At 45.8% G+C, this 12541-nt stretch carries 12 protein-coding genes; all 12 read left to right on the forward strand.

Features of this window, described 5'->3' with window-relative positions; all coding sequences use genetic code 11:
* Nucleotides 1-144 precede the first annotated feature (144 nt).
* The 12 genes from AAA938_RS16120 (at nt 145) to AAA938_RS16175 (ending at nt 12368) form a co-directional block, all read left to right on the forward strand.
* Nucleotides 145-726 carry a 30S ribosomal protein S16 gene (locus AAA938_RS16120; protein ID WP_338229782.1) on the forward strand — a complete coding sequence of 194 codons (582 nt, stop codon included), beginning with the start codon at nt 145-147 and terminating at the stop codon, nt 724-726.
* 14 nt (nt 727-740) lie between these two features.
* Nucleotides 741-1271 (forward strand): ribosome maturation factor RimM, encoded by a 531-nt coding sequence (gene rimM, locus AAA938_RS16125; protein ID WP_338229783.1) that lies wholly within the window; start codon nt 741-743, stop codon nt 1269-1271.
* Nucleotides 1271-1960 (forward strand): tRNA (guanosine(37)-N1)-methyltransferase TrmD, encoded by a 690-nt coding sequence (gene trmD, locus AAA938_RS16130; protein ID WP_338229784.1) that lies wholly within the window; start codon nt 1271-1273, stop codon nt 1958-1960. The genes rimM and trmD overlap by 1 nt, the downstream gene beginning before the upstream one ends.
* Nucleotides 1961-2037: 77 nt before the next feature.
* Complete coding sequence (gene rplS, locus AAA938_RS16135; protein ID WP_338220778.1) at nt 2038-2403, forward strand: 50S ribosomal protein L19; 366 nt, start codon at nt 2038-2040, stop codon at nt 2401-2403.
* Nucleotides 2404-2487: 84 nt separating this feature from the next.
* On the forward strand, nt 2488-2772 hold the full coding sequence (locus AAA938_RS16140) for a hypothetical protein (RefSeq protein WP_338229785.1): 285 nt from the start codon (nt 2488-2490) through the stop codon (nt 2770-2772).
* A 142-nt stretch (nt 2773-2914) separates the two neighbouring features.
* Nucleotides 2915-4453, forward strand: coding sequence for a glutamate--tRNA ligase (gltX, locus tag AAA938_RS16145; RefSeq protein ID WP_338229786.1), 1539 nt, complete (start codon nt 2915-2917; stop codon nt 4451-4453).
* 1 nt (nt 4454) lies between these two features.
* Nucleotides 4455-4640: a hypothetical protein gene (locus AAA938_RS16150; protein WP_338229787.1), complete on the forward strand. Its 186-nt coding sequence runs from the start codon at nt 4455-4457 to the stop codon at nt 4638-4640.
* A gap of 76 nt (nt 4641-4716) precedes the next feature.
* The gene (locus tag AAA938_RS16155) at nt 4717-7329 is read left to right on the forward strand and encodes a carboxypeptidase regulatory-like domain-containing protein (RefSeq protein ID WP_338229788.1); all 2613 of its coding nucleotides are present in this window, start codon (nt 4717-4719) and stop codon (nt 7327-7329) included.
* Nucleotides 7330-7383: 54 nt separating this feature from the next.
* On the forward strand, nt 7384-10152 hold the full coding sequence (locus AAA938_RS16160; RefSeq protein WP_338229789.1) for a carboxypeptidase-like regulatory domain-containing protein: 2769 nt from the start codon (nt 7384-7386) through the stop codon (nt 10150-10152).
* Nucleotides 10153-10182: 30 nt separating this feature from the next.
* On the forward strand, nt 10183-10827 hold the full coding sequence (locus tag AAA938_RS16165) for an outer membrane beta-barrel protein (RefSeq protein WP_338229790.1): 645 nt from the start codon (nt 10183-10185) through the stop codon (nt 10825-10827).
* A 60-nt stretch (nt 10828-10887) separates the two neighbouring features.
* Nucleotides 10888-11316 (forward strand): type II 3-dehydroquinate dehydratase, encoded by a 429-nt coding sequence (gene aroQ / locus AAA938_RS16170; protein ID WP_338229791.1) that lies wholly within the window; start codon nt 10888-10890, stop codon nt 11314-11316.
* A complete protein-coding gene (locus tag AAA938_RS16175) occupies nt 11313-12368 on the forward strand; it encodes an aminotransferase class V-fold PLP-dependent enzyme (protein WP_338229792.1) in 1056 nt (351 codons plus the stop codon). Before aroQ ends, AAA938_RS16175 begins: the two co-directional genes overlap by 4 nt.
* Nucleotides 12369-12541: the final 173 nt, after the last annotated feature.

Raw genomic sequence — 12541 nt, forward strand, 5'->3', positions numbered from 1 at the left:
ATAAAGGACTCGCAAGATAAGCGAATTGGTAAAAAACCTGCAAATATTCTGAACCCAACTTGTGGCTTTCCAATCATTTACCCTATCTTTGCACTCCAAATTTAGGATGGACGGGTTCCATCCACTCACTTAATCTAAACAATTATGTCCGTAAAAATCAGATTAGCACGTCGGGGCAGAAAAAAACAAGCCATTTATGACGTCGTTGTAGCTGATGCAAGAGCTCCACGAGATGGACGCTTCATCGAAAAACTCGGAACTTACAATCCGAACACCAACCCTGCTTCTATTACAATCAACAATGAGCGCGCTCTTACCTGGTTGTTGAATGGAGCTCAGCCTACTGATACCGTGAAGGCCATGCTTTCTTACAGAGGTGTCATGCTGAAAAAACACCTTCAGATCGGTGTTTTGAAAGGTGCAATCACTCAGGAGCAAGCTGATGCAAAATTCAACGCTTGGATCTCTGAGAAAGATGCCAAAATCGAAGGTAAAAAAGACAAGTTGGCTACTGCAAAAGCAGATGCCCGTGCGAAGGCTTTGGCTGCTGAAGCTGCCAAGAACCAAGCTCGTCTGGATGCCATCAAAGCAAGAGAAGATGAGCAAAAGGCCTTGCTAGCTGCTGCTGAAGCTGCTAACAATCCTGCTGCTGCTGATGCTGCCGCCGAAGAAGCTGCTCCAGAAGCTACCGAGACTCCTGCAGAAGGCGGAGAAGCTGAAGCTTAATAGAATCAATTTCCATGAACAAGGAACAGTGCTTTCAAGTAGGGAGAATTGCCAAAGTTCATGGACTTCGTGGTGAAGTAAATGTGGTGCTGGATGTAGACTATCCTGAGGATTACGAAGGATTGGAGCACCTCTTCATCGAACAAAAAGGCCGATTGGTCCCCTTCTTTCTGGAGCACTTTGTGATCCAGCCCGGAGGAAAAGCCCTAGCCAAGTTCGAAGATCTAAATTCCCTCGAGCAAGTGGAATCTTTGGTCGGATCGGAAGTTTTTCTTCCTCTCGCCGAGCTTCCCGAACTGGAGGAGGATCAATACTACTACCACGAGCTGATTGGATTCGAGGTTTTTGACGAAACCAAAGGACTGATCGGCCCTGTACAGATCATCTACGATCTGGAAACACAGGATCTCCTCGGAGTGACCCACCAAGGAAAAGAAGTGCTCATTCCGATTCAGGATGGCATCATTACCAAAGTGGACAAGGCAGCTAAAAAAGTTTACTGCCAGTTGCCCGAAGGCTTACTTGACATTTATCTGGAAGACTGATGCATATTGACATCATCACCGTAGTGCCGGGACTCTTGGAAGGACCTTTTTCCCACTCGATTCTGAAAAGAGCCGAGGACAAAGGATTGGCCAAGGTCCGCTTGCATAACCTTCGGGATTATGCGGCAGGCAAGCAAAAGCAGGTGGATGATTATGCATTCGGTGGTGGTGCCGGGATGGTGATGATGATCGAGCCCATCGCTCGATGCATTGAAGCCCTTCAAAAGGAGCGCGAGTACGATGAAATCATCTACATGACGCCCGATGGAGAGACATTCGACCAACCCATGGCCAATGACCTTTCCCTGAAGAAAAATCTCCTGATCCTCTGTGGTCATTACAAAGGAGTTGATCAGCGGGTGAGGGATAGGTTTATCACCAAGGAAATCAGCATTGGAGACTTCGTTCTTTCCGGAGGAGAATTGGCAGCGGCTGTAGTGGCTGATGCAGTAATTCGCCTGATTCCGGGGGTTTTGAACGATGAGACTTCCGCATTGACAGATTCCTTCCAGGATAATTTGCTGGCTCCTCCGGTCTATACCCGGCCTGCTGAGTATGAAGGGATGAATGTCCCGGAAGTATTGCTCTCAGGACATGAAGCCAAGATAAGCGAATGGAGATTTGAAGCGTCGGTTCGCCGAACCAAAGAAAAACGGCCTGATCTGCTCAAGGGTACAGGCTGGGAATAGGCGAGACAGGATTTTAACAGAAGTAATTCATTTCAGCCGCTGCGGCGGTAACTGCGAAAGCATAAAAACATAAAGCTATGAGCGATCTAATGAAAATTGTAGAAGCGGAATACAGCGAGGCGAGAGCCAAATTCCCTTCTTTCAAAGCCGGTGATACCATCAACGTACACGTACGAATCAAAGAAGGTAACAAGGAGCGTATCCAGCAGTTTCAGGGAACTGTGATCCAGCGTAAAAACCCTAATACCAACGGAGAGACTTTCACCGTGCGTAAAGTTTCTAACGGAGTAGGGGTAGAGCGTATCTTCCCGATCATTTCCCCGGCTATCGAGCAAATCGACCTGGTAAGACAAGGTAAAGTAAGAAGAGCACGTCTGTTCTACTTGAGAGGTCGTCAGGGTAAGGCTGCGAGAATCAAGGAAAAAATCGTTAACAGACATTAATCTGTTTGTTAATAAAGACAAAAAAGGAACTCAATTTTGGGTTCCTTTTTTGATTTTGGGTAAATTGGATGAAACATTCCAGCTATGAACTCCTCCCTTTCCTTTACCGATCCCGGGGCTATTCTCGGCAGGACCTTCCTCAGAATCGCACAAGTAATCTTGGTCATTCTGGCTGTAGGGGCAGGATATATGGCTTATTTGGGAAGTGAGGGATTGTTTTCAGATTGGGCTATTGAGATTGACTCGGATCTGGAGGATTTTTTTCCAAGCATCACCCCGGAATCATGGATTATTTACCTGTTTCTGGGATTGGCGCTTAAGTTTTTATTTTGGTTTGGCATATTGGCTTGGTTAGAAAGGAAGATTTGACTTATAGTTTGTACAACTGATTTTTAAATCAGGCTTCTTCCCGTTTATTCTCTCCTTTCCTCCACAATTCCCTATCTTTGCCCCCTGATTTTCAGAAACCCCAACCCGGTTTTTCGGGTTGTTAATCAAGAAATTTGTCCTCATGTCCAGAGAAGTTCGCGTACGTTTCGCTCCATCTCCCACAGGACCACTCCATATCGGAGGTGTCCGAACCGCCTTGTATAACTACCTTTTTGCCAAAAAAATGGGAGGAAAATTCCTCCTACGGATCGAAGACACCGATCAAGGTCGATTCGTTCCCGGTGCGGAAGGCTACATTCAGGAATCCCTGGAATGGTTGGGAATCGCTCCCGAAGAAAGCCCCTGGAATCCCGGAAGTGTAGGCCCCTACAGACAGTCCGAGCGAAAGGAAATGTACAAGCAGTATGCGCTGGACCTGATCGAGAAAGGGCATGCTTATTACGCGTTTGATACAGCGGAGGAACTGGAAGCCATGCGGGAGCGACTGACTGCTGCCCGGGTGGTACAGCCTCAGTACAATGGCATCACCCGCACGCAGATGAAAAACTCCCTCACTCTTCCTACAGAAGAAGTGAAGGCTAGGTTGGAGTCAGGTGAACCCTATGTAATCCGGGTAAAAATCCCTCTCAAAGAGGACGTTCGACTGAATGACCTTATCCGCGGCTGGGTGATGGTGCATAGCTCTACCTTGGATGACAAGGTCCTGATGAAATCCGACGGCATGCCAACTTATCACTTGGCTAACATTGTGGACGACCACCTAATGGGCATCACCCATGTGATCCGTGGGGAAGAATGGTTGCCTTCAGCGCCTTTGCATGTTTTGTTGTATCAGTTCTTCGGATGGGAGGATACCATGCCTCAGTTTGCACATTTGCCGCTTTTGCTGAAGCCCGATGGAAACGGCAAGCTCAGCAAGCGGGATGGAGATAAGTTGGGCTTTCCGGTTTTCCCCTTGAACTGGACCGATCCTTTTTCAGGTGAAAAATCTCCCGGCTTCAGGGAGCAAGGCTATTTGCCGGATGCATTTCTGAACTTCCTGGCCTTCTTGGGCTGGAATCCGGGTGACGATCGGGAAATCTTTTCTTTGGAAGAATTGGTAGAGGCCTTTTCCGTGGACCGAATCGGAAAATCAGGAACCAAGTTTGACATTGCCAAAGCCAGGTGGTACAATGAGCAGTACCTCAGATCCAAGCCTAATTCTGAATTAGTGGAGTTTTTGACAGCTTCGGCTCAATTGGAGGATGTGGAAATTCCATTAGAAAAGGCTTTTGCCATTGTAGCTCTGGTCAGAGATCGGGTTACTTTCACAGGGGAATTATGGAAGGAAAGTCGCTTCGTGATGGTTGCTCCAACAGAGTTTGACCAGGACGTGGCGGCCAAAAAATGGAATTCCGATGCGGTGAAAGTCCTAACCAGCTATGCGGAGGCTTTGGATGGATTTTCGGAGACTTTCGACGCTATAAGTGCCAAGTCCCTGTTGGAATCCACTGCTGAGGCAGAGGGGATCAAACTGGGCAAAGTGATGCAGGCGGTACGTTTGGCAGTGACAGGTCTGGGCGGTGGTCCGGATTTGATGGAGGTATTTGCTATCTTGGGTCCTGCTGAAGTGGCCAAAAGAGTACGCTTTGCGTTAGAGACATTGAAAAAGATAGATTAAGATGAGCAAAAAGAAAAAAAAGGAAGAGAATCCCAAGGTTCATGAAGAATTGAAGGGATTCAAGATGGAAATCAACTCTTTCGGAGAGATTTCCAGTAGTTTTCCCATAGATAAAATCAACGAATTCCTCAACAAAAACGTAGAGGATAAGAAGCTAAAGGATAGGGATGATTTGAAAAAATCATAATTCATCACAAGAAAAAGAAACTAAAGGCTCCATATTGGAGCTTTTTTTATATACTTGGTAAGTAATACTCATAAATATGGCAAGGTATTTAGTTGTTTTATTTTTCTTTTTTGTCTCGTTTTCATTTGGTCAGACAGGCAAAATTTTTGGGAAAGTCACCGATTCTAGTTCTGGTTTGCCTATGGTGGATATTCATGTTTTTATCCCAAACACAACCTATCAGGCCTTTTCTGACTCTGCCGGGGGATTCATTTTGTCGGATATCCCAGAAGGGAAGTGGGAAATCCAGGTTAGGGGATTTGGATGGCAAACTTTGGAGGAAAAGGTATTGGTCAAAGCAGGTATTCCTAATGATTTGGATTTGAAGCTTTCTCCGGAAACCACCTTTGGTATGGCCTCAGCCGACCTGTCCAAATCCAAACGCTCCAAATTAGAACAGGAAGTTCGGGAGGTTTTTGTGGGGAAAAACAATACAAAGGAAAGTGTCCATTTATTAAATCCGGACAAGCTGATTTTTGAATCCCAACCTGACAATTTATATAAAATCTCTTCCGTCGGCCCCGTGTTTTTCACCAACAATGAAACGGGATATCTGGTATCGATTTATTTCAAACCCTTTCTTTTGGGATCAGGAGAAAAGATCGAGCAGACTATCACCTACTTCGAATTACCTCGAGAAGAAAGCCTAGAAGCTGAAAGACGAAAAGCAAGATTGGCTGCATTTCAAAATAGTCCTCAGCATTTCCTTTCCCTGCTGATGGAAGGAAAAGCAGAAGGTTTTTCATCTAATCCAAATCCAGAAGTGGCCTTTGGAACAACCAGTGGAGACTATTTACTGAGCTTTGCTAAACCACTTCAGGTGGATTTAGGGGCTGGATCGAAAGGCATTTTGGATTATTCGGGAGAAAATCTCGAAGTGAAAATCAATGGTGCGCCTAGTTCATTTGATAGGTTGAAATTGGGAGGAACTTTTGCAGACCTAAACCCCATTTTTGGAGTTCCATCCAATTTTAATGCGGACCGCCTGACCAAACTTGCCAATCTGGAAAAAAATGCTGAAGTCATGCAGGAGCGCTTGTATGTACAAACAGACCGGAGGCATTATTGGCCTGCAGAAAACATCTATTTCAAGGCTTATTTAAATTATGGGAATCCCTTGATGGCAGAGGAATTAAGTAAAGTCCTCCATGTCGAATTGCTGGATTCCACAGGGTATGTTTGGATTCATCAGGTATTTGAGATTGAGGATGGCTTTAGCGAAGGACATTTGGCTCTCCCTGATTTATCAGAGACGGGTAGCTTTCTCTTGAGGTCCTACACAGCATGGGGTCTAAATTATAAGCAAGGTGAACACTACATCCCAATTCAGATTTTAAATCATCAGAGCCAACCAGAGGCAACTCAAATTCCCAAGGAATCTTTAAAGGTTGGTGTTTTTTCAGATAAGGAAAGCTACAAGGGAGGAGAAAAGGTCAAATTGAATATCATGGCAGTGGATGAGAATGGGTCACCGATTCAAGCTAATCTATCCGTCTCCGTCTTGGATCTAAACCAGGCCGTATATGTGCCGGAGAGCCAAAGCATAGCCCAAAGTTTTCTTCCAAAAACTACCAATGGAGAAATTGAAAGCTTTTTGAATCCCGTGGAAAAAGGATTTGAATTGGAAGGGCAATTGCGGGATGATAGCGGGAAACCTATCGAGGGTTCGGTCAAAGCATTCGTCAATGGATACGACGATATAAGAAATGTAAAATCAGGAAGAGGGGGTGATTTTTCTTTTCCTGCTTCTAATTTTCAAGGTGATTTTGAAATTTCTCTTCAAGCTTCTACAATTCAATCCGGGCAGCCTATTCGCACTATTGAGTTGGATTTGAAATCCTATCCCAGACAGAATGCCTCAGAAAACTGGAAATTCCCTGCTGTAGTCAAAAGAGGAATTCAGCCTGATCCCAAAATTCGGCCAGTAATTCCTATGCAGGAAGGGGAAATTCTACTTGAAGAGACAGTGGTGGAAGAAAAGAAAGAGGCTTCTATCGGCCCGATGATTTATGGAACTCCGGATAAGGTGGTCATGACGGAGAATATGAATGTGGTCGGGACTACTATTCAGTTTCTTTATGCGCTTTCGGCACAGGTTTCTGGGTTAAGAATTGTTGGAAGCCCTCCCAATGTTTCAGTAAGCTTGAGGGGTGGAGAACCCTTGGTGCTGATCAATGGAGCTCCGGCAAATGGAGGTTCAGGCACAGTGCTAGAGGGAAATAGCGGTCGAAGTGTTTACGATGTTTTTGAAAGTGTCAATGTGTTTAACATCGAACGAGTGGAAGTAATAAGGCGCTTGGTACCTCAGTATGGAGATTTGGGAAGAAACGGACTGATCTCCATTATTTTGAAAACTGGGGAACAGCAGCGTGCCAATTTGAATAACTTCACGCTTTTTAAACTTACCGGATTTCCCAAATCTGTACCCTTCTCCGAAGCAGAAGAAAGCAGAAACTCATTCCCTTTCTTAGTCCCTTTCCGACCTACTTTATATTGGAACCCCTTGCTGATTAGCGATGGGTCAAGGCTTTCTATCCCTGTAGAATTTTACTTAAATGAACTTCCTGGGCCTATTTTGATCGAAATTCGAGGTATAACTGATCTTGGACAGCCGATTTATGGAACCTTTGTACTTAATCAACCGAATTAATCTCAAGGCTTAATTTAACTTGACCTTCGAAACTGAACCAAACCAACTGTTACTGTGAAAAAACACTTTTCTCTAATTGCGCTTCTTTTCCTTTTCTGCTTGAATGGGATGGCGCAAACGGGAACCATCACCGGTATAGTCAAAGATGCAGAAACGGGTGAGACTCTCCCCTTTTGCAATGTCTTTATCAATAACACTACCATCTCCACAGTCACGGATATGGATGGAAGCTATACACTCAGCAATTTAGAGCCCGGACCGGTGGAGTTGGGCTTTTCTTTTCTGGGTTATGAATCCCAAAGCAAGACAGTAACCCTGAGTCCGGGAGGAAAGCTTACCGTGAATTTGAATATGAAGCCTTTTGCTCAGGAACTCACCGATGTGGAAATCCAAGCCAAGCGGGATAAAGCTTGGGAAAGGGATTTGAGGAAATTCCAAAATCTCTTTATCGGGATTGACGAAGCTGCATCCAGAACTCAAATTTTGAATCCGTGGGTTGTGGATTTTCCAGCTCCGGAAGAGAGAAATTCCTTTGTGGCCAAAGCTGAATTGCCTCTGGAAATCCAAAACAACTACCTCGGTTACAAAATTACCTTTGACCTCCGAGAGTTTTTTGACTCTCCTACCCAATCCCGGATTTCAGGATCGGCCCGGTTTGAAGAATTGACCCCGGAATCGGAAAGTCAAAGGACTACCTGGGAGAAAAACCGCGCGGATGTGTATCGGAAATCTCCGATGAATATGTTTCGCTCTCTTCTGAACGGAACAGCTGAGCGGGAAGGATTCTATCTCTATGGTGATAAGCCAGGAGGCTCAGAAAGCATGAATATGCGTTCGGATATTTTTGCCAATGAACTGGGCAAGTCCGTGGTTCCCTACAAAGCCGACCCTCTTGTGACCCCAACAAGCCCTCCCGGAACCTATCTAATCAACCTCAAAGGAAGAATTGAAGTCCATTACCAAAAAGGCTATGCTCAGGCCAATACCTATCGAGATGCCCCCTACCCCGTCTCTTGGCTCGAAGTAAGTGGTGGGCAGGTGAAAGTTCGGGAAAATGGCATGGTGCTCAACGCGCAGGATTTGGTCTTCTCAGGAGACATGGACCGGAAGCGAATTTCCAATCTCTTGCCTTTGGACTACAATGCCGAAAAGGCAATTCAGCTGCAAGACTTGGCCAAAACTGCCAAAAACTATCAGGAAAAAGTCTATATCCACACGGATAAAGCCTACTACTATGCTGGAGACCAGGTGTATTTTCAGGGATATTTCGCCTATGGAAATCCCTACCTGAGAGATGAGCTGAGCAAAGTCCTCCATGTGGAATTGATATCCTCTGACAGGGATTTGGTGATAGAAAAGAAATTTCCTGTTCGAGATGGAGTGGTGACCGGTGATTTTTATCTTCCTGACACGCTCAGAGGAGAGCAATATTTCCTTCGGGCCTACACCAACTGGAATAAAAACTATGGGCCAGGGCACTATTTTCTTCAACCATTGGCGGTTCTATCTCCTTTCGCCAGAGTATCACCCCAGTCTGCACAGAAAGCGTTTAAAAATCAGGGCGTAGCCTTAAAAACCAGCAAAGACCAAGGTCTGGGTGCCAGAGAAAAAGTAAATCTGACCATTTCTACCCAGGGCCCCAAAGGGCAGACCATACCAGCCAGAATATCCGTGGCAGTTACCGATGCTTCAGCGGTGTTGCCGATTCCACGACAGCCCGATATGAATCAAACTTTGAATCTGGAGGGGGTGCCAGAGGGAATGAGTTTAGATCGTTTTTCCTATCCGGTGGAAAAGAGTCTGGTTCAGGAGGGAATTGTCCGGGATGCCAAAGGGAAAGGCAGCAGCGCCCAAGTCACTGGCTTTGTCAATGATTTTCAAGGAATGATCGACTTGGAAGCCAATAAGGATGGAATTTTCAGGCTGGAGGAAATGGAGTTTTACGGGCCGATGAAATTGGCTTTCTCCGCCACTGACAACAAAGGAAAACCACTCAAGGATATTGAACTTCAGGAGCAGCTGAAAGCTCCTGTAGCCCTGCCGGCCGATCCTTTTTTCCCAAAAACCACTCAAACGGATCAGCCTATTCGTCCCATAGCTGACGAGGAAGAAAATGTAGAAGAGCTAGAGGAAATCTTGGTGGAAGATAAAGCTGTGCAAGAAAAGCAGGCGATTTATGGCAAGCCTGATTATGTAGTCACCGGCGATCAGCTGACCAAAACAGGGAATAGCTCGGATTTGGTTGCAAGCTTGGCAGGGAATGTCCCCGGAATGCGAGTGACTTTGGTTGGGGCTACCGGGCAGCAGCAGATTCGTCTTCGGGGCGGTTCGGCTACAGTCACAGGGTCAGCGGAACCTGTGGTCATGCTCAATGGTTCCATAATGGTGTCTACCGGGACCAGTACTGCCTCGGACAATCTCAGAAGTATCAATCCATTTGACATCGATCGGGTAGAAGTCGTGACCAGAATATCATCTATGCTGGGAGACCAAGGCAGGAATGGGGTGATTGCGGTGTACCTGAAGGAAAACGGAAATTCTGCATTGCCTTTTGCCGGAGAAGGAATCAAAGAATTTGTGATTGAGGGATACCAGCCACCCAGCAATTTTTTCCCGGTGGATTATTCTACAGAAAATGACACCGCCATTCCTGATTTCAGACAGACTTTGTATTGGAATCCGTTTTTGGTTACCGAGGAATCCGGAAAGGTGGACATCAGCTTCTTTACCAACGATCGTCCTGGTCCGGTTTTGATTGAGGTGAGAGGAATGGGAGCGGATGGGGAAATTCTTTTCGGCACTTTTCTGATTAATCAGCAATAGGTAAGCTTTGAAAAATACCTAGTTTTGGGCATGAAGAGGCGTCTGTTGATTTTCCTGATTTATTGTCTTCCCCTTACGGCTTGGGCTCAACTCAGTGTGGGAATCCGTGGAGGTTATGCGACCTCCTCCTACAGCTACCAGCCCACAGCTGGTTTTAGAAGCAGGTCCGTTGAGGGGATCGGCGCTCCCACATTTGCTTTGGTAGTCGAGTATTTCAACTCCAAAAATGCCGGAGTGGAATTCAATGCTCAGCAGCTGACCATTGGTTTTCGGCAGATTGAAGACGAGCTGATCAATCAGACCGAGTTTACCTATTTCAAGTTTCCGCTGTTGGCCAGCTTTTTTGCAGGACGATCGGGAAGATTCCAGATCAAAATCGGCCCACATTTGGGCTTTCTTTCGGAGGCGGTGGATGTATCGAGGGAGTTTTCCGGATCCAATCCTGCCGAACTTCCCACCTATGGGCAGCCGGGAGACAATCCTAATCGCTTTATGTATGGAATCACCGCAGGGGCAGGTATCTCCAAGCTTTTCGGGAAAAGTACAATTTCCGGAGAGGTCAGATTTGCCTATGATTTTACCAATCCTGAGTCTCAGGACAGGATTTACGACATGGGTTCCACCAATCTGGAGTTTACGCTGGCCTATCTTTTCAGGATAAAGGAAAGGAAGTAATCGCTGGAAAGCCAAAAAGTACTCCTTAACTTTGGAAACACCAATCAACCTATCCAAACCTTGAAAATTCAAATCATCAACGGTCCCAACCTCAACCTTTTGGGGAAACGAGAACCGGAAATCTACGGAAGTGAAACCTTCGAGGATTATTTCGAAGGACTCAAAAGACGCTTCCCCCAAATCGAGCTCTACTACTTCCAAAGCAATGTAGAAGGCGAGCTTATCAATAAAATTCAGGAAGTGGGCTTTGACTTTGATGCGATTCTGCTCAATGCAGGAGGCTATACGCATACTTCTGTTGCCATTTCGGATGCTATTGCGGGAGTGACTACGCCTGTATTGGAGGTCCATATCTCCAACATATACAAGCGGGAGGAATTCCGGCACAAGAGCATCATCTCCAAGTCCTGTGTTGGGATGATTGCCGGTTTGGGACTTAAAGGATATGAATTGGGAGTTCAGTTTTTTCTTCATTCTCCACAGCTATGATCACATTTGCTCCGGGACCTTCCAAGGTCTATGATGCTTTGCCAAAATACTTGCAGGACGCTTTCGATCAAGGAATCCTAAGTGCCAATCACCGAAGCTCGGCTTTTATGCGGCTTTATCAGGAGACCGAACAGCTGATGCGGGAAAAGCTCCATTTGCCAGACGATTACCGCCTGCTCTTCACCTCATCTGCTACCGAAAACTGGGAGATCATTTCCCAATCTGTGGTAGAAAAAGCCAGTTTTCATATTTACTCGGGTTCTTTTGGAAAAAAGTGGATTGAATTTGCCAAGCATATCATTCCTGAGACCTCCGGGATCAAAATCGGAGCTGAGGAAGAAATACATGTTCCCGACTTGGAGATTGGGGAGGGGTTTGATCTCATCGCAATTACGCAAAACGAGACCTCTAATGCCTCTCAGGTACCCATGGAAGTGATTGCAGAGATAGGACGCAAATTTCCCGAGAAAATGATTGCCGTGGATACCACTTCCTCTATGGGAGGAATTGAGCTGGACTTTTCTCTGGCTGACATCTGGTACGCTTCTGTCCAAAAATGCTTCGGGCTGCCTGCCGGATTGGGGATTTTGATTTTGTCTCCCAAAGCGGTCGAAAAGACCCTGAGAAAAGGAGAAAGAGGCCGGTACAATAGCCTGACTTTTATGCTGGAAAATGCGGACGGCTACCAAACCCATTATACTCCCAACGTTTTTGGAATCTACCTGCTGAATCGGGTGCTGAAGGACATGGAAGAAATCCAGCATGTCGATGCCCGACTTCGGGAGCGCATGAGCCGTTTGGAAAATACCATTGCCCAGTCCTCAAGTCTGAGAATGCTTGTGCCGATTGAGAAAACCCGAAGCACGACTGTAATGGGTGTAGCTGGGACTGAAGATTTGATTGCGAATGTGAAGAAAGCCGCTGAAAAAGAAGGAATGCAGATGGGAAGTGGATACGGACCTTTGAAACCGACCAGTTTCCGGATTGCCAATTTCCCGGCAATTACCGATAAGGAATTTGATCGCCTGATTCAGTTTTTGCAGGCGTATTAAAAAGATCTAATGGTCAAAAATAGTTGGTGAAACACCATCTAATCATCTGATAATAAATTATTTACAAGGGCCTTATTGAAACCAGTTTCAATAAGGTTTTTTTGTTTCATGAAAACTTCAAAAAAAGCGGTGCTGGGCCTGTGGGTTTCTTGACTCAATCAAGTGGGGAAAAC

It is taken from the genome of Algoriphagus taiwanensis, assembly GCF_036245645.1.
Taxonomy (GTDB): Bacteria; Bacteroidota; Bacteroidia; order Cytophagales; family Cyclobacteriaceae; genus Algoriphagus; species Algoriphagus taiwanensis.

What these genes read in the sequence shown, in the direction of transcription:
- trmD (WP_338229784.1), top strand. Translation starts at nt 1,271, where the DNA reads ATGCATATTGACATCATCACCGTAGTGCCGGGACTCTTGGAAGGACCT.
- AAA938_RS16155 (WP_338229788.1), top strand. Translation starts at nt 4,717, where the DNA reads ATGGCAAGGTATTTAGTTGTTTTATTTTTCTTTTTTGTCTCGTTTTCA.
- AAA938_RS16150 (WP_338229787.1), top strand. Translation starts at nt 4,455, where the DNA reads ATGAGCAAAAAGAAAAAAAAGGAAGAGAATCCCAAGGTTCATGAAGAA.
- rplS (WP_338220778.1), top strand. Translation starts at nt 2,038, where the DNA reads ATGAGCGATCTAATGAAAATTGTAGAAGCGGAATACAGCGAGGCGAGA.
- rimM (WP_338229783.1), top strand. Translation starts at nt 741, where the DNA reads ATGAACAAGGAACAGTGCTTTCAAGTAGGGAGAATTGCCAAAGTTCAT.
- AAA938_RS16120 (WP_338229782.1), top strand. Translation starts at nt 145, where the DNA reads ATGTCCGTAAAAATCAGATTAGCACGTCGGGGCAGAAAAAAACAAGCC.
- AAA938_RS16165 (WP_338229790.1), top strand. Translation starts at nt 10,183, where the DNA reads ATGAAGAGGCGTCTGTTGATTTTCCTGATTTATTGTCTTCCCCTTACG.
- AAA938_RS16140 (WP_338229785.1), top strand. Translation starts at nt 2,488, where the DNA reads ATGAACTCCTCCCTTTCCTTTACCGATCCCGGGGCTATTCTCGGCAGG.
- AAA938_RS16175 (WP_338229792.1), top strand. Translation starts at nt 11,313, where the DNA reads ATGATCACATTTGCTCCGGGACCTTCCAAGGTCTATGATGCTTTGCCA.
- gltX (WP_338229786.1), top strand. Translation starts at nt 2,915, where the DNA reads ATGTCCAGAGAAGTTCGCGTACGTTTCGCTCCATCTCCCACAGGACCA.